At 30.9% G+C, this 16,917-nt stretch carries 16 protein-coding genes; all 16 read right to left on the bottom strand.

Features of this window, described 5'->3' with window-relative positions; all coding sequences use genetic code 11:
- Window positions 1-5: 5 nt before the first annotated feature.
- The 16 genes from nifJ to bumR all read right to left on the bottom strand — a co-directional run bounded on the left by nifJ (window position 6) and on the right by bumR (window position 16,915).
- Window positions 6-3,566: a pyruvate:ferredoxin (flavodoxin) oxidoreductase gene (gene nifJ / locus BGS40_RS06480; protein ID WP_096738521.1), complete on the bottom strand. Its 3,561-nt coding sequence runs from the start codon at window positions 3,564-3,566 to the stop codon at window positions 6-8.
- 92 nt (window positions 3,567-3,658) lie between these two features.
- Window positions 3,659-4,300, bottom strand: a complete 642-nt coding sequence (locus BGS40_RS06485) for an HAD family hydrolase (protein ID WP_052782179.1) — start codon at window positions 4,298-4,300, stop codon at window positions 3,659-3,661.
- On the bottom strand, window positions 4,300-5,259 hold the full coding sequence (cadF, locus tag BGS40_RS06490; protein ID WP_087692169.1) for a fibronectin-binding outer membrane protein CadF: 960 nt from the start codon (window positions 5,257-5,259) through the stop codon (window positions 4,300-4,302). Before cadF ends, BGS40_RS06485 begins: the two co-directional genes overlap by 1 nt.
- A gap of 125 nt (window positions 5,260-5,384) precedes the next feature.
- The gene (rpsI, locus tag BGS40_RS06495) at window positions 5,385-5,774 is read right to left on the bottom strand and encodes a 30S ribosomal protein S9 (protein WP_002851459.1); all 390 of its coding nucleotides are present in this window, start codon (window positions 5,772-5,774) and stop codon (window positions 5,385-5,387) included.
- 2 nt (window positions 5,775-5,776) lie between these two features.
- Entirely contained in the window at window positions 5,777-6,202 is a 426-nt protein-coding gene (gene rplM, locus BGS40_RS06500; protein WP_002779321.1) for a 50S ribosomal protein L13, read from the bottom strand.
- A gap of 83 nt (window positions 6,203-6,285) precedes the next feature.
- The gene (locus tag BGS40_RS06505; protein ID WP_096738522.1) at window positions 6,286-9,051 is read right to left on the bottom strand and encodes a RecB-like helicase; all 2,766 of its coding nucleotides are present in this window, start codon (window positions 9,049-9,051) and stop codon (window positions 6,286-6,288) included.
- Window positions 9,048-11,414, bottom strand: coding sequence for a PD-(D/E)XK nuclease family protein (locus tag BGS40_RS06510; RefSeq protein ID WP_096738523.1), 2,367 nt, complete (start codon window positions 11,412-11,414; stop codon window positions 9,048-9,050). The genes BGS40_RS06505 and BGS40_RS06510 overlap by 4 nt, the downstream gene beginning before the upstream one ends.
- On the bottom strand, window positions 11,411-11,932 hold the full coding sequence (locus BGS40_RS06515) for a FixH family protein (RefSeq protein ID WP_002869790.1): 522 nt from the start codon (window positions 11,930-11,932) through the stop codon (window positions 11,411-11,413). The genes BGS40_RS06510 and BGS40_RS06515 overlap by 4 nt, the downstream gene beginning before the upstream one ends.
- On the bottom strand, window positions 11,919-12,521 hold the full coding sequence (locus BGS40_RS06520; protein WP_002869204.1) for a hypothetical protein: 603 nt from the start codon (window positions 12,519-12,521) through the stop codon (window positions 11,919-11,921). The genes BGS40_RS06515 and BGS40_RS06520 overlap by 14 nt, the downstream gene beginning before the upstream one ends.
- Window positions 12,518-12,619, bottom strand: coding sequence for a hypothetical protein (locus tag BGS40_RS06525; protein WP_052782868.1), 102 nt, complete (start codon window positions 12,617-12,619; stop codon window positions 12,518-12,520). Before BGS40_RS06525 ends, BGS40_RS06520 begins: the two co-directional genes overlap by 4 nt.
- Entirely contained in the window at window positions 12,616-12,837 is a 222-nt protein-coding gene (locus tag BGS40_RS06530) for a DUF4006 family protein (protein WP_002858873.1), read from the bottom strand. The genes BGS40_RS06525 and BGS40_RS06530 overlap by 4 nt, the downstream gene beginning before the upstream one ends.
- Complete coding sequence (locus BGS40_RS06535; protein WP_096738524.1) at window positions 12,834-13,697, bottom strand: c-type cytochrome; 864 nt, start codon at window positions 13,695-13,697, stop codon at window positions 12,834-12,836. Before BGS40_RS06535 ends, BGS40_RS06530 begins: the two co-directional genes overlap by 4 nt.
- Window positions 13,697-13,960, bottom strand: a complete 264-nt coding sequence (locus BGS40_RS06540; RefSeq protein WP_002804842.1) for a cytochrome c oxidase, cbb3-type, CcoQ subunit — start codon at window positions 13,958-13,960, stop codon at window positions 13,697-13,699. The genes BGS40_RS06535 and BGS40_RS06540 overlap by 1 nt, the downstream gene beginning before the upstream one ends.
- Window positions 13,961-13,964: 4 nt before the next feature.
- A complete protein-coding gene (gene ccoO, locus BGS40_RS06545; RefSeq protein WP_002869793.1) occupies window positions 13,965-14,630 on the bottom strand; it encodes a cytochrome-c oxidase, cbb3-type subunit II in 666 nt (221 codons plus the stop codon).
- 12 nt (window positions 14,631-14,642) lie between these two features.
- Window positions 14,643-16,109, bottom strand: coding sequence for a cytochrome-c oxidase, cbb3-type subunit I (ccoN, locus tag BGS40_RS06550; protein ID WP_096738525.1), 1,467 nt, complete (start codon window positions 16,107-16,109; stop codon window positions 14,643-14,645).
- Window positions 16,110-16,234: 125 nt separating this feature from the next.
- Window positions 16,235-16,915 carry a butyrate response regulator transcription factor BumR gene (gene bumR / locus BGS40_RS06555; RefSeq protein ID WP_057100491.1) on the bottom strand — a complete coding sequence of 227 codons (681 nt, stop codon included), beginning with the start codon at window positions 16,913-16,915 and terminating at the stop codon, window positions 16,235-16,237.
- Window positions 16,916-16,917: the final 2 nt, after the last annotated feature.

Here is a 16,917-nt window from a genome sequence, read left to right on the forward strand (position 1 = left end):
TTTTATCAGCTTTCAACCTCATTGCTATAATCAGCCATAGCGATACGCTTAAGCTGTCTATAGCGACGTTGAGCGTCTTTTTTATTGCGTTCAAAAAGCTCAGCAGCGTGTTCAGGATTTGCTTTTTTAAGTGCATTATAACGCACTTCATTCATTAAAAATTGCTCATATAAATCCCAATCAGGCTCTTTTCCTGTTAAAGTTAAAGGATTTTTTCCTTGCTCTTCTAAACGAGGATCAAAGGTATAAAGTGGCCAATAACCACATTTTGTAGCAAGCTCACCTTGCTCTCCTGAGTAACCAAGCCCACCTTTAATACCATGAGCTATACAAGGAGAATAACAAATCACCAAAGATGGTCCATCATAGGCCTCAGCTGCAGTGATAGCTTTGATAAGATGAGTATAATTTGCCGTTGAATTTACTTGTGCTACAAAAATATAACCATAAGTCATAGCAATTTGACCTAGATCTTTTTTCTGTATAGGTTTGCCTGCTGCTGCAAACTGTGCCACAGCTCCTGTTCTAGAAGATTTTGAACTTTGACCGCCAGTATTAGAATAAACTTCTGTATCAAGTACTAAAATATTTACATTTTCTCCACTTGCTAAAACATGATCAAGTCCGCCATAGCCTATATCATAAGCCCAACCATCACCACCAAAAATCCAGTGAGATTTTTTACTTAAATACTGTTTAAGCTCTAATATATCTTGCACCGCTTTAATATTTTTATTTTGCTCTAAAATAGGGATCATTTTATCTTTAATTTCCACAGACATAGCACCATTGTCTTTATTTGCAATCCAATCTTTAAAAAGGGCTGATAAAGCATTTGGAACTTCTTGCATACTCTCATTCATGATATGTTCAATGCGGTGTCTTGTGTTTTCAGTTGCAATTTTCATACCCAAACCAAACTCGGCATTGTCTTCAAAAAGTGAATTTCCCCAAGCAGGACCATGTCCATTTTTCACACTTTTTCTATAAGGAGTTGATGGAGCTGAACCCCCATAAATAGAACTACAACCTGTAGCATTAGCCACAATCATTCTTTCACCGAACAATCTTGTGATTAAAGTAATATAAGGAGTTTCCCCACATCCAGGACATGCCCCATGGAATTCAAATAAAGGTTGGGCAAATTGTGCTCCTTTTGTGGTTTCTTTATTTAAAATATCATCTTTATAAGTAATTTCTTTAAATAAATAATCCGCATTTTCTTGCTCGCCAAAATCCATCTCTTCTTGAAGTGGTACCATAACCAAAGATTTTTCCTTAGTAGGACACTCATGAACACAAAGCTCACAGCCTGTACAATCAAGTGGAGAAACTTGGATTTTAAAGCTTAATTTTTCTCCTTTGGTTCCTTTAGCTTCTAAAGCATGATCTTTTACACCACGAGGTGCATTTGCCATTTCTTCATCATTGATCAAAAATGGCCTGATAACAGCATGCGGACAAACTGAAGCACATTGATTACATTGAATACAATTTGCCTCTATCCATCTTGGTACCATAACCCCAACACCGCGTTTTTCGTATTCGGTTGTGCCGTGTTCAAAACTTCCATCTTCATAACCTAAAAAGGCTGAAACAGGTAAATCATCACCCTTGGCTGCGTTCATAGGTTTTACGATTTTTTCAACAAATTCAGTACCTTTATAGGCATTGGTTTGTTCTTTTTCTTTAAGCTCTAAATTTTTCCAATTTGGATCCACTTCAACTTTTACAAGTCCATCAGCACCCACATCAATAGCTTTGTAATTCATTTCTACAATAGCATCGCCTTTTTTACTATAAGATTTATACGCGAGCTCTTTCATGTATTTTTGTGCGTCTTCATAAGGAATGATTTTTGCAAGTTTGAAAAAGGCTGATTGCATAATGGTATTTGTACGATTTCCCAAACCTATATCACGAGCTAGTTTGGTTGCATTGATGATATAAAAATTTACTTCTTTTTCGGCTAAAGTTTTCTTTACTGCATCTGGAAGTTGTCTTATGGTTTCTTCAGCATTCCAAATACTATTTAAAAGGAAAGTTCCTCCTTTACGAATTCCTGCTAAAACATCATAAATTTCCAAATAAGCCGCTACCGAACAAGCGATAAAATGCGGAGTTGAAACAAGATAAGTTGAACGGATAGGTTTTTTAGAAAATCTTAAATGGCTTCTTGTATAACCCCCTGATTTTTTAGAATCATAAGCAAAATAAGCTTGAGCGTAAAAATCCGTTTTATCCCCGATAATTTTAATCGAGTTTTTATTTGCACCCACAGTTCCATCAGCACCAAGTCCGTAAAATAAACATTCGATCGTACTTTCATCTCCAAGTGAAATTTTCTCTCCAGCACTCAGTGAAGTGTGAGTTACATCATCAACTATACCTACAGTAAAGCCATCTTTTGGATTATCAAGTTTAAGATTTTCAAATACTGCTATCATTTGAGCAGGATCAACATCCTTTGAAGAAAGTCCGTATCTTCCACCCACTATAACAGGAGCATTTTCTCTTCCATAGAAAGCTGATTTTACATCAATATAAAGCGGCTCCCCAAGACTTCCTGGTTCTTTGGTTCTATCTAAAACCGCGATTTTTTTCACTGATTTTGGCATAACATCAAAGAAATATTTTAAACTAAATGGACGATAAAGATAAACTTTTAAAATCCCTACCTTTTCACCCTTAGCATTAAGATAGTCCACTACCTCTTCAAGTGCTTGAGTTACAGAACCCATAGCAACAATCATACGCTCTGGCTCTTTGTGTCCATAATAAGTAAATGGTTTGTATTCTCTACCTGTAATTTTTGAAATTTCTTGCATATATTCATTAACAACATCAGGCAAAGCATCATAAAAACGATTGCTTACTTCTCTAGTTTGAAAATAAATATCATCATTTTGTGCTGTTCCACGTGTTTTTGGATTTTCTGGATTTAAAGCATTATTTCTAAATTCAAGCAAAGCTTCTCTATCTAATAATCTATCAAAATGCGCATAATCCATCACTTCAACTTTTTGAATTTCATGGCTTGTTCTAAAACCATCAAAAAAATGTAAAAATGGCACTCTTCCCTTAATTGCAGCTAAATGTGCTATACCAGCTAAGTCCATGGTTTCTTGCACAGAATGCGAACAAAGCATAGCAAAACCAATTTGTCTTGCCGCATAAATATCTTGATGATCGCCAAAGATAGACAAAGCTTGAGCAGCCAAAGAACGCGCTGCTACATGGATTACACAGGGGAGCAATTGACCTGCTATTTTATACATATTTGGAATTTTAAGGAGTAATCCTTGAGAAGCTGTATAAGTTGTAGTTAAAGCTCCAGCCTGTAAAGATCCATGCACACTACCTGCAGCACCTGCTTCACTTTGCATTTCTACGATTTTTACAGGAACTCCAAAAAGATTTTTTTTACCTGCAGCTGCCCACATATCGGTGTAATCAGCCATAGGAGAACTAGGTGTAATAGGATAAATTCCAGCAACTTCAGTAAAAGCATACGCAGCATATGCAGCAGCCTCATTTCCGTCCATAGTTTTCATAATTTTACCCATTGAGACCTTCCTTTATATTGATAATTTTTATAATTTTTTAGCTATCAATTTACTATAAATTCTCTTAAAAGGCGTTTAATGAAAACTTGAAATTAGTTTAATCTAGCTATATAATTAACAGCCTCATATGCATTTAAAAATACCATAGAATGGGATTTTAATTCATTTTCATTGCCATAGCCACAAGTTAAGGCCAAAGGAGTGATATTAGCAGAAATTGCAGCTTGAATATCTAGTATTGTATCGCCTATCATATAGGCATTTTCTTGAGTTTTATTGAGTCTTTTTAAGGCTAAAATTATAGGTTCGGAACTTGGCTTTGGATTTGTGACATCTTCAAGAGTAATTAAAGTTTTAAAGAATTTTTTAACTCCCAAATAATCAAGTAAAATCGGAGTAAATTTACCACCTTTTGTTGTAACTATACCAAGATCTGCAATTTCGCTTCCAAGTTCTAATGCCTCTTTTGCTTTAGGCAAAAGAGTGGTTTGTTCTAAATAAATTTGTGTATAAATTTCACGATAAGTTAATACAAATTCTTTACTTAAATTTACTTTATCTGGATAAAGCATTCTAAACATTTGCTCTAAAGGATAACCTATGAGATTTTTGATTTCTTCATTATTTTTAGAAGTTAATCCAAGGGCTTTAAGAGCTCCTTGGAAAGAATTTAAAATAGCATCAGTAGAATCAATTAAAGTGCCATCTAAATCAAATAAAATAGTTTTATTCATTATCTTAAAATAAATTTAGCATCCACTCTTCTATTATCCGCTCTACCTTCTTTAGTATCATTGCTTGAGCGAGGATTATCTTGACCATAACCTACTGTTTTGATGCGACTTTTTTCTACACCATATTTTTCAAGTTCATTAGCAACACTTTTAGCACGTCTTTCTGAAAGTTTTTTATTATAAGCTCTTGAACCAATATTATCTGTATGTCCTTCAAGAATAGTATCATATCTTTCATTTTCATCTAAAACTTTTGCAATTTCTTTGATTTTTTCTTGAAAAGTTGGATTTATAGTAGTTTTATCAAAACCAAAATGACCTTCTAAAGAAATAGTTTTTTCGCAACCATTTTCATCTAACAAAGCACCTTCTCTTGGTTCTACAGGACATTTTGCTTGTGGAGTTGCACGAGTATCAGCAACTTCTTCTACAGCTTTTGCCTTTTTGCCACCAAAACCAAAACTAATACCTAAAGTTGAAACCCAATTATGGTTTGCATGATTAAAATTAATTTGATCTCTAGTTTCAAGTCTTAAAGCCAAAGAATCACTAAGACGGAATTTTACACCCGCGCCATAATGTCCAAATCCACCGCTTTTATTATCATAAGCAGCATTTGAAAAATCCTCGTATCCTCCACCTGCTAAACCATAGAAATAAAATTTCTCACCCACATCAATACCTTTAATAGCACTCAAATAAGTTCTTGTAATATCTGTAGTTTTATTTGTATTTGTATATTTAACATCAGAATAATGCTCTAACCCAAATTCTAATTGATCAAGCCAAAAATCGTCAAAATGATAACCAAGTCTAACACCTGGTGCATAACGATTATCCATATCCAAATTACCTTCAAAGTAATTATAGTTTAAAGTTGGAGTGATTTCAAATTTTACATTGTTATCAGCACCGAATAAAACACTTGCCAAACCTAAACATAATAATATTTTTTTCATAGAAAAACCTTTCATTAGTGTTATAAAATAAAATTTAAATTTTGTAATTATATCATATAATGATAGAAAAAAGGATGAGTTTTATAAAAAATTGTAGAAAGGTGGGAAAATCCCACCAAAAAATATTAACGTTTAGAGAATTGCGGACTTCTTCTTGCTTTGCGGCGTCCGTATTTTTTACGCTCAACAGTTCTACTATCTCTAGTAAGAAGTCCTTTAGGTTTTAATAAGGCTCTAAAATCAGCATCCATAGCTGCTAAAGCTCTTGAAATTCCATGTCTTAAAGCTTCAGCTTGAGCACTATAGCCCCCGCCTAAAGTAGTTGCCTTAATATCCATTGAAGTTTCTTGTTTAGTCACAAGTAAAGGTTGAACCACTTTAAGCTTAATCGCCTCGTGTCCACCAAGCCAAGTGTTTAAATCAACACCATTAACACTAATTTTACCACTACCTGGTTTTACCCATACCTTTGCGATAGCAGTTTTTCTCTTACCTGTTGCGTATGTTGTTGCCATGATTATTTTCCTTCTTTAGCAATTTGTGCAGTGTGTGGGTGCTCACTACCCGCATAGATTTTTAATTTTTTAAGCATAGCTCTGCCCAAATTTGTTTTAGGAAGCATACCTCTAACTGCTAATTTATACAATTTTGCAGGATTTTTTTCAAGTAAATCACCAAATTTTTCACTTTTTACACTTCCAAAATATCCTGAATGTCTATGATAAAGCTTATCTTCTGCTTTATTAGCACCTGTAAATACAGCTTTTGAAGCATTGATGATAATTACATAATCACCACAATCAACATTTGGAGTAAAGCAAGGCTTGTTTTTACCTCTCAAAATTGTTGCTACTTCAGTTAAAAGACGACCAAAGCGTTTGCCTTCTGCGTCTAAAACAATCCATTCTCGTTTTACTTCGTTTGGCTTTGTTATCTTTGTCATAATTTTTACCTTTGCCAAAAATTTAAAATGTGATTGTATAAAAAATAATATTAATTTTTACTTAATTTAAGTAAAAATAAAGTTTATATTTCCAAAATTTGAATTTCATTTTCCAAACAATAAACTATAAAAGCACGCACTTTATCTTTTTTCAAAATTTCACTAATGGCAATCTTATAAGTTCTTACTTGCTCTTTATGTTTATCTTGCATAGCAAGACCTGTTTTATAATCAATTATGAAAGCTTCTTCATCTTTTAAAACAAGCAAATCTAATTGTTTAATTTCTCCATTAAAACTCAAAGCTTGCTCTTTTAAAAGCTTTCCATCGCTAATTAAATTTTGAAATTGAGTATTTTTCAGCAAAATTTCAATTCTTTTAAAAAGCTTTTCAAAATCACTCTCATCTAAAAAATGCCTAAATTTGCTCTTGCATCTTTGGGTAAGTATTTGAAAATTTTCACTCTTAGGGAGTTTTAAATTTTGCATAAAAAAATGAAAAGCATTTCCAAAATATAGCTCTTTACTATCAAGCCTTTCTTCACTTTGAACTTCTTGTGGGCTAATTTTTTCAAATTTTTGTAAAGCTTGAATACTTTCTTTTTTAACACTTAAAATTTGTTCTTTGCTTTCTAAAAAACCTCTTTCTTGAGAGTGTATATTTAAAAATCCCCCCTTAAAATAACTTGGATAATTTCCATTTACACTTTCTTCGTTTCTTTTTATGATAATCAAACTTTCCTTAGCTCTTGTAAAAGCCACATAAAGTTTATTGATATCATCTTCATAATTTGCTTTTGTAATATTTTCTTTAAAAAGGGTATAAATAGGCTCTTTAGTAAGCTCTCGAATTTTATCTTTAATATGGAGTTGCCAACCTTGATTGATATCATATTCAAGCATAATATCTTCATTGTTTGAATTGTTTTTAGATAAACTATCTAGCAAAATCACATGATCAAATTCCAAACCCTTAGATTTATGCACACTCATAATACTAATACCCATATTTTGTTCGCTTACTATTTTCAAAGTACAAGGCTCAAATAAAAGCTTTAAAAAATTTTCCTTAGTTTTAGCATATTCGATAAATTGCATTAAAGCTATATCATTTAAATCAAGTTTTAATTCTTTTATTAAAAAAAGTACATTTTCCATAGTATTTTTTGAAAAATCAAGGGCGATTTTTCTCGGCTCAAAACCTAAAAGTTCTTTTAAAAATACCAAGTAAAACTCATCACCAAAAATACAATATTTAGCATATTCTAAAACAAGTCTTACGCTTGCTTTATTTTCAAGTAAAACATTACTTTGAGTAAACGCAGGAATATTTTGCTCTCTTAAAAAATCCAAAACCATATCTGTATCGCTATTTTTCCAACACAAAATACAAATATCATCATAAGAAATATTTTTAGATCTTAAAAAATTAACTTGCTCAAATAAAGTTTCTAAAGTCTTTTCCTTAATTTCTTGAGCTTGGTTTTTAACCTTTTGTTCTTTAGATTCCACAATACGCACAAAACCGCCTTTTTTGCTTTCTAAGGCAAATTGCTCTTTATAATCTTTGATTTTTTCTTTAAAAGTTTCATTAACAAAATCAACCAAAAGCTCTTTAGAACGATAATTAGTATTTAAACTGTCACTTTTAATTTGTTCAAATTCTTGTTTTAACAAATCAAATAATTCTTTTTTTCCTTTACGAAAGCGATAAATACTTTGTTTTTTATCTCCTACATAAAAAAAAGTGCGATTTTTCTTAACTCCTTCCCCTGAAACAAGCTCAGCAATCAAAGGGCGTAAAATTTGATATTGGATCACGCTTGTATCTTGAAATTCATCAATAAGCAAATGCGAAATAAAACCATCTAAGCGAAAATAAATCATATCCTTAAATTCACTGGTTATTAACTCATAAACTTTTTTACTCACATCTTGAAAATTTAAAGTATTTTTATCTTTATGAAATATATTTTTAGCTTCACTATAATGATTTAAAAGATTCATTAAATTAGCAATTTTATAATTTTCAAGCTCTATAGCATAAGTATTTAAAGCATTTATAAGCTCCATTCTTTTTGCGCTAAAATGCAAGTTAGTGCTTTCTAAATCTTGCAAATATTTTGTACTTTCAAATTTTGTCATAAAGCTTGATTGCATAAATACAGACAAATCTAAAACTTCACTTTTAAAATTGTCACACAAATTTTTATAATTTTTTACATGAGTAAGACCCAAACAATAACTTCTTAACTCACTATAAGCTTTATTGATATAAGCTTTAGATGGATTTGGAATTTTAGGAAGATTTTGAAAATAAGCATTCTCATAAAATTTTTCAAGCTCGTTAAAAAAATTTTCTTTCTCATCAACTAAATTAATATAATAAGCCAAATCTTTTAATTCATCTTTTTTAAGAAGTTTTAAAAAAATCTCTCTTACATCAAGCTTCTCTTCACTCATTGTAAAATCACTACTTAAGCCCAAATTTAAAGCAAAAACACGCAAAATTTTTCCGAAAAAAGCATCAAAAGTACTGATTTTTAACTCTGTTCTTAAAAATTCTTCTTTTTTAGCATCTCTTAAAGAAATAAGCTCTTCTTTATCTTTACCTAAAAGCTTGCAAAGCTCATTGCATTCACTGGTTTTATTTTCTTTTTCTAAATTTAAAAAAGTCTCAATAATTCTTTTTTGCATTTCATTAGCAGCTTTTTTAGTAAAAGTTAAAGCTAAAATTTCATTAATCCTAGCTCCTTTTAAAATAAGTGCTACAAAACGCACGCTCAAGGCAAAGGTTTTTCCACTTCCTGCACTCGCTTCTAATGCCAAAAAAGGCTCAAATTGACTCATTTTAATTCCTTTTTATAAATGAGTTTATAAGGACAATACTCATCTTGTTCATTTTCAAACTCTATTTCTTCCTTGCTCATAAGAACTAAATCTTTAAGTCTTTCTCTTAGCTCATCTAAACTTTTGGCTTTTTGATGCAATATTTGCATACTATTTAAATCATAAAAACCCATGCTTGCATTTTCATCATATAAAGCTTGGTAAAAAGCAAGTTGATAAGAATTACTTGGCACTTTTCCACTTTTATAATCAATAATCAAATTACCTTCTTTTGAACTATCGATACGATCTATAGTGCCCTTAAGTTTTATACTATCTGCTCCAAGCTTTAAAATATTATTTAACTCGAGCTCTGTATGTGCGACATAAAAGCCTTTTGAAAAATGCTCTTTTTCATTTTTAGCAAATTGTATAAATTTTAATTTAAATACTTCAAGATCAAGTTCGCTGATATTGTATTTTTGATATTCTTTATCCAATAAATTTGTAAAAACTTTTATATCAAAATCATTATTTGCATAATTTTTATAATAAATTTCAAGCATTTTATGGATGAAATTTCCTTGATTTTTCGCTTTGCTTTCCTCGCTTAAAACCCTAGGTTCTGCTAAATTTAAAATATAGCGATAATAATAAGTTCTTTTTTGATTTTCCAATAAATTAAAACGACTAAAAGAAAGCGGGAACTCGAAAGGATTATGCTTTAAAATAGGAGCTTTTATAGGAGTTAGATTAGGTTTTATGCCTTCATAGTCTAATTTTAAAGCATTAAGATAAGCTTTTTGGTGAATATGGGTTTCATAATAAAAGTCAAAATCAAGTTCATCTAAAAAACGTGATTTGCTTTTTTCTTCATTTTCCACAAAGCAAATACTTATTTCTAAAGCATTCTTCATCAAGCTTTCATAATAAAATCTTTGTAAATTTTCTCTTCTATCATAGCTAATCAATCCTGCTTTTTTACGCACTTCATTGTTTAAAAAAAGTTCATTAACACTTCTTTTAGGAATAAATTCTTCATTAAAATCAACCAAAATCACCCCATCAAAACAAAGCCCACGACTTTCTAAAAGTCCCATTACCGTAACCTTACCTCCACCTACATCACTAAGGGAAAGTTGTGAAATTTGCATGAAAAAAAGATGGATCAACTCTTTAAGAGTTAAAGACTGATTTTTCAATAAATCTTTAATAAAATAAAGTTCTTTTCGTATCAAATAAATAAGCTCTTGTTTTTCATTTTCTAAAAACAAAGCAAGTAATTTTTCAAAATATTCAAAATCACATTTCTGATCAAAATATTTTTTAAACTCTATAAAATCAAGCTTTAAAGAATGTAAAAGCGTATTGTGATAATCAAAAATCATCTGCGCGTCTTCAAAATAATCCTCTTGATTTTTATAGACAAAAGAAGCACTGCTAGCACTTTCATAAAGTGCTTGAAATTTTTGATAAAACAAACTCTCTTTAATACTAATTCCACTTGCAAAATTAAGCATATTGTCTTTATCAAAAAGTCTCAACAATTCACAAAAACTTTCATCTGGAGTTATAACTGCAATATTTTCAGGCTTTAAACCTTTGCGTACAAAATGTGAAATTTCATCCATAACAAAGGCACATTGTAAAGCCCTTAATTCAAAAGATTTGAGTTTAATTTTTGAATTTTTTGTTTTAAAAATTTCTTCTTTTAAAATCTCTTGTTTTGAAAGATTGATTTTATAATGAGTGTTTATTTTTAAATCAAATATTTTTAAAAAATCAAGTTTTAAAAGATATTCAAGATTAAATTTACTTGTTTTAAAACTTAAAACCACTTCTTTAATCTGAGAAATTTCACTTAATAAATTTTCTTCAAATTTACTCAAAAAACCTTGCAAATCATAAACTATAGCTTCATACTCATCTAAAAAATCTTTATTAAGAGTGTAATTTTTAGGTAAAGAAAGATCATCATAAAAAGAATTTTTTTCAAGTAAAGCAAGATAATTTTTATATACCTCATCTAAAATTTCTAAATGTTCATTATAGGTGGCATAATAATCATTATTTTTAAGATCTTCTATGCTTTTTTTTTCTAAACTAAGTTCTTTAAAAAAAGAAAAAAGATATTCGTTATTTTTCAAAAAAGCAAAAAATTCTACCGAAATTCCTAGTTTTTTTTCTAAATCCTTACTTTTTAGACAAGCTTCTTGCATTAAAAGCAAACTTTCATAAGAACTTGCTTTATGAAAATTGCTCAAACAAACTTTATCTAAAAATTCACCTATATGAATAGCACTATCTAATAAAGCATTTTGCTGTTTTTTTTGATTATAATATTCTCTAATTTGTCTTGAAGAACTAAAAATTCTTAATTTCATTGAGCATTTAATTCGTAGCTAAAAAAACCCACTGTTTCTTGATTTGCATAAAACTTTAGCTTAAGCTCCCATCTACCTTTATCTAATTTAGGTAAAGCGATACTTAAAATTCCATTTTTAACTTGTCCTTCTAACTTTTGATCAAAATTTTTAGTGAATGGTCTTGTAAGAAGAACTTGAACTTTTAAATCATCAGAATTTATATTTTGTAATGCAGAAATTTTAAAATTTGCAACATAAGAATTTTGATCCACTTCATAACTAGGAATTTTTCTTTTACCTATAAAAGTGATTTTATCATTTTGAAAATTTACTTTAAAAAATTTATCAAAATTTACTTGTTGTTTTTGTATTTGATTGTAATTATTTTCAACATTTTGATAAGAGTCAAAATAAAAATCATCCTCATACACAGGATGGTGACTTGCTATAAAAATCGTTACAATACAAGCAATAATTATAGCCAAAAGTGAAAGCAAAATACCATAAGGCCAAAAACTTTTTTTAGTTTCTAACATTTTTTTTCCTCTTTATTCTTCTTTGTGCATAGTATAACAATGCAAAGCAAATAAATCCATAAATAAGTATTCTTAAGATATTGATAGTATCACGATTTGCATTACCTATAGAATGTTCTAATTGCAATCCCAAGGATTTTGCCACACGATCTACAATATCTGCATAACCATTAAGTATAGCAGCATTATAAATATCACCTTTATTTGTAGCTAATATCGGTAAAATAGATCCTGTTCCAGGATAAGGACTAAGCACGGCTTCTTTATCAATCAAAGCTAAAGTACCTTTTGAGCCCACTATATCAACTTTGTGAGAATTTTTTGACAAAAGAAGCAATATATAAGATTGAGGAAGTTCTTTTTGTTTATTTAATAAAGTTTCAATTTCAGTTTTATCACCAACCATAACGCCAATAAAAATATTACTTTTTTGGTAAAGCTCTTTTCCTATAAGATTAATCTCATTACTTACTTTTTGACTTAAAATATTTTCATTAAAAAGTACAGCATCGAGAGCAAAAACCCTAGAAGGCAATAAAACAAAGAAGAAGATGGCTAAAAAAAAGCCATCTTGTAATATTTTTTTCATCCTATATGAAGATGATTTGCAGTTAAAACCGACCAAGCGGTGATTGCAGCAGCAACAACTAAACCAATAACAATTAAATATTCCAAAGCCTTACTCATTGTGCTTCCTTTATACTTCTATGATCTTGTTCTTTTGAACCAAACATCTTTACACTTTGTACATCTTTAAGACTATATGGCTTTTGCATCACTTCTTGCTGAGCTTTAAGACCCCAAATAGTTAAAACTGCTAAGATAGCAAGCAACAAAACCGTAGCAATTAACATACCTGTAACACCTGAAAGAGAAAACACGCATCTATTATTATTTTCCATCATTCACCCCTTGAAAGAGAAATTACATACTCGCCAACAGCTTCTTTTTGAATATCATTAAGTGTTGGAAAACTCGGCATTGTTCCTATAAAACCAGCCTTACCACTATGTAAAACATCTACGACAAAAGCTGCAGAACCGTATTTTGTAAGATCTGGGAACATTCCATCTTGACCTTTTCCATCTTCTCCATGGCATGCTGCACAAGTTGCATAAGCTTCTTTACCTTTTGCTACTAAATTTTCATTTGCAGTTTTCTTAATAGCTGAAAGATCTTTTGCTACATAAGCAGCAATAGCAGGGATATCTTCTTCTGCTACACCTAAATCAGCAGCACCAAGCATTTCTCCACCTGGAAAATTCATACCTTTTGAACCATGTTTAATTACATTGATTATACCTTCTTCACTACCCCAAATATTTAAATTTTGAGCTTTACCATTGATACCATCTCCTGTAATTCCATGACAAGCCGAACACTGAACTAAAAAGATATTTTGACCCATTACTATTTTATCTTCAGGAGATAAATTTTTAAATTTTTCTTCAAATTTTGTATTATGAGTTGCTACTTCTTCATTATATTGACCTATACTTGAAAAAGAATTTAAAGGATATCCCCATAGAAAATACCAAATAGCCCAAACAATAGTCAGGAAAAATACCACAGCCCAACCAGTAGGAACAGCATTTTTATACTCTCCTATTCCATCCCAACTATATTCACTAAGCTCTGACTCGCCTTTCTTTTCTTTCATTTGCTTAAACATTCTACCCACAATAACTAGTGTGATTAAAATGATAAGAATAGCTCCAATTAAAGATAAGAGATTAACATTATCTTCTAAATTTAACCATTGCATTAAGCACTCCTTTTACTTTCTAATACACTATCATCAATATCATCTTTTAAGGCAAGGTTTGCATAATTTTCATAATTTCTCTCGCCTTTTTTTTCTGTTCTATATAAATGATACAAATACGCATATAATACTATTGACAAAAACATCACGAGTGCAAAAAAACCATAACCTTGGAAAATCTCCCACTCATGTTTTTGAACTGTTGCTAAATCAAATGTGATTAAATTTTTAATCACATCAAAAACTATTGATAAATGTTCCATCATCTTACTTTAAGCTATTTAAATAAGCGATCAAAGCAACTATTTCTTTGATTTCACCTCTAGCAAAAGCATCTTTTACTTCTTGATTTTTCATTTGATCAACTATAGCCTGAGCTTCGGCTTTTACTTCAGCTTGTGCATCCTCCCATGAACCAAGTTTTGTTCCATTTTCTGTATCATAAGGAACATTGAAAACTTTTTTCACAGTTAAAGCCTCAGCATAAGCAGTTTCAATATCTGCATTATTTTTAAACATATGCTTATATGAAGGCATAATAGAATCTGGAACAACGGAAGTAGGATCCCACATATGATTTTCATGCCAATCAGCCGTTCTATAATTTCCTACACGAGCAAGATCAGGTCCTGTTCTTTTTGAACCCCAAAGAAAAGGTCTATCATAAGCAAATTCACCACTTACAGAATACATACCATAACGGTCTGTTTCTGATTTAAATGGACGAATAAGCTGTGAATGACAAGCATTACAACTATCTTTAATATATACTGCACGCCCTGCAAGTTGTAAAACCGTATAAGGTTTTTTACCTTCAATTGGTCTTGCATTTTCTGCAAAATTTGGTAAAACTTCAACTATGCCTGCATAAGCAATCACTACAAAAACAGCTACAGCAAAAAAGAATGGATTTTTTTCTAACCAACTAAACATATTTTCTCCTTTTTATGCTGCCATAGGCGAAGCGCTTTTTGGTTCTTTATCAAGCACTCTTCCACAAGCAATTGTTTTGTAAATATTATAAGTAAACATAAAGAAACCGATAAGATACAACAATCCACCAATCGCTCTAATCCAATAATAAGGAACAATAGCCACAACGGTATCAATAAAGCTATAAAGCAAGTTACCATACTCATCTGTCGCTCTCCACATCATACCTTGAGTAATACCTGCAATCCACATTGAAGCAAAATAAAGAACTATACCTGTGGTTTGGATCCAAAATTGAGCTTCCATTAAAGATTTGCTATAAAGCTCTCTTTTGAAAACTCTAGGAGTCATATGATAAAGCGCAGCCATAGTCATAAATCCTACCCAACCTAATGTTCCATCATGAACATGTCCTGGAATCCAATCTGTAAAGTGTGCTAAAGCATTAACAGATTTAATTGAAAGAATTGGCCCTTCAAGTGTTGAGAACATATAGAAAGTTGATGCTAAAATCATAAATTTAATCAATGGACTCTCACGAAGCTGGCTCCACTCGCCTTTCATAGTAAGCAAGATATTAATCGCTGAACCCCAAGAAGGTAAAATCAATACTACAGAGAAAACCGAACCCATAGTTTGCATCCAATCGGGTACAGTTGAATAAATCAAATGGTGACCACCTGCCCAAAGATAAACAAACATTAAGCCCCAAAATGCAAACAAAGAGAGTTTATAAGAGAAAATCGGCTGACCACTTTCTTTTGGCAAGAAGTAATAAATTTGAGCAATAATACCTACAGTAAATACAAACGCCACAGCATTATGTCCATACCACCATTGCACTAAAGCATCATTTGTTCCTGCATACATTGATACACTATGCCACCATTTCCCCATTCCAGTAACAAAATAAGTTGGTACTTCCATGTTGTTAAAAAGATAAAGCATAGCTATACCTAAAAATGTAGCTATATAATACCATAGAGAAATATAAAGAGTTTTTTCACGACGAATTCCAATAAGTCCAAAAATACTTACACCCCATAAAACCCAAACAAGAACAACAAGAATATCTAAAGGCCACTCAAGCTCTGCATATTCTTTAGATGTAGTCACACCCATAAACAAAGATATAACAGCTAAAACCATAGTAAGCATATAAAGCAAAAAATGAAGCTTACCAACAGCCATCAAAAATCTTGACTCAGCCATACTCACTTTAAGAACACGCTGACCTATATAATACCAAGTTGCCCAAATCCCTGAAAGCATAAAACCAAAAATCACACCCGAAGTATGAAGTGGTCTAAGTCTTGAAAAAGTAGCATATTCTCCTGCTAAATAGTTTAAATTAGGATATGCCATTTGAAAAGCTATAAGAGTTCCTATAGCCATACCAACAATGCCGAACAATATGGTCGCAAACATAAAATATCTTGCAACCGTATAGTCGTAATTTAATACATTACCTGGATGCATCGACTTTCTCCTTAAAATTTTTGATAACAAGAGAATATTATAGAATATTAATTATACATTTTTTCTTAAAAACAACAATTTTGTTAATCATTTGTTATGCTTTATATTTTAAGGTTAAATCAGTCTTATTTATTGATATTTATCTTATAACCTAAACTTGGCACATTTTTTATAAAATCTTCACCCACTTTATCTCTTACTCTTTTTATAAAAGTTCTAACAGCAGTATCGCTCACATGTTCACCTATCCAAACATTTTTCTTAATATCTTCATGCAAAACCAAAGCTCCAGGTTGCTTTAAAAGCAAAGAAATAAAAGCCAATTCTTTTTTAGTTAAAACAATTTCTTCACCACTGCAAATTAAAGTTCGTTTAGTTTTGTTAAATTGATATTCTTCAGAAATTTTTACAAGCATATTTGCTTCAATTTTTTCACCTATCAGATAATCTAAAACTTTAAACAACTCTTCTATATCAACAGGTTTAATCAAATATTTATCTATACCAATATCAATAGAACGCAAAAGTCTCTCTTTCTCTGAATACGCACTAAGAACAACAATTGGGACATCATCTGAAATTTCTTTAATCTCTCTTGCCATATCCAGTCCATCCATAATAGGCATAGCAATATCTGTGATAACTAAATCTGGCTTAAATTTTTTAAATTTTTTAAGCCCCTCATCTCCATTTTGAGCTCCGATTACTTTACTAAAGCGTTCGCTTAAGATATTAATCATTGATTCTCTAGTCTTAACCTCATCTTCAACTACTAATATTATCAATTCTTTACATTCTTGTGACATTT

This window comes from Campylobacter sp. 107, from assembly GCF_002383835.1.
In the GTDB taxonomy this organism is placed as follows: Bacteria; Campylobacterota; Campylobacteria; order Campylobacterales; family Campylobacteraceae; genus Campylobacter_D; species Campylobacter_D jejuni.

Bases quoted from the DNA above. Each gene is read 5' to 3' on its own strand.
- bumR (WP_057100491.1), bottom strand. From the start codon at position 16,915: ATGTCACAAGAATGTAAAGAATTGATAATATTAGTAGTTGAAGATGAG.
- BGS40_RS06505 (WP_096738522.1), bottom strand. From the start codon at position 9,051: ATGAGTCAATTTGAGCCTTTTTTGGCATTAGAAGCGAGTGCAGGAAGT.
- nifJ (WP_096738521.1), bottom strand. From the start codon at position 3,566: ATGGGTAAAATTATGAAAACTATGGACGGAAATGAGGCTGCTGCATAT.
- BGS40_RS06525 (WP_052782868.1), bottom strand. From the start codon at position 12,619: ATGAGTAAGGCTTTGGAATATTTAATTGTTATTGGTTTAGTTGTTGCT.
- BGS40_RS06535 (WP_096738524.1), bottom strand. From the start codon at position 13,697: ATGCAATGGTTAAATTTAGAAGATAATGTTAATCTCTTATCTTTAATT.
- rpsI (WP_002851459.1), bottom strand. From the start codon at position 5,774: ATGGCAACAACATACGCAACAGGTAAGAGAAAAACTGCTATCGCAAAG.
- rplM (WP_002779321.1), bottom strand. From the start codon at position 6,202: ATGACAAAGATAACAAAGCCAAACGAAGTAAAACGAGAATGGATTGTT.
- BGS40_RS06485 (WP_052782179.1), bottom strand. From the start codon at position 4,300: ATGAATAAAACTATTTTATTTGATTTAGATGGCACTTTAATTGATTCT.
- ccoO (WP_002869793.1), bottom strand. From the start codon at position 14,630: ATGTTTAGTTGGTTAGAAAAAAATCCATTCTTTTTTGCTGTAGCTGTT.
- BGS40_RS06530 (WP_002858873.1), bottom strand. From the start codon at position 12,837: ATGATGGAAAATAATAATAGATGCGTGTTTTCTCTTTCAGGTGTTACA.
- BGS40_RS06520 (WP_002869204.1), bottom strand. From the start codon at position 12,521: ATGAAAAAAATATTACAAGATGGCTTTTTTTTAGCCATCTTCTTCTTT.
- BGS40_RS06540 (WP_002804842.1), bottom strand. From the start codon at position 13,960: ATGGAACATTTATCAATAGTTTTTGATGTGATTAAAAATTTAATCACA.
- BGS40_RS06510 (WP_096738523.1), bottom strand. From the start codon at position 11,414: ATGAAATTAAGAATTTTTAGTTCTTCAAGACAAATTAGAGAATATTAT.
- BGS40_RS06515 (WP_002869790.1), bottom strand. From the start codon at position 11,932: ATGTTAGAAACTAAAAAAAGTTTTTGGCCTTATGGTATTTTGCTTTCA.
- cadF (WP_087692169.1), bottom strand. From the start codon at position 5,259: ATGAAAAAAATATTATTATGTTTAGGTTTGGCAAGTGTTTTATTCGGT.
- ccoN (WP_096738525.1), bottom strand. From the start codon at position 16,109: ATGCATCCAGGTAATGTATTAAATTACGACTATACGGTTGCAAGATAT.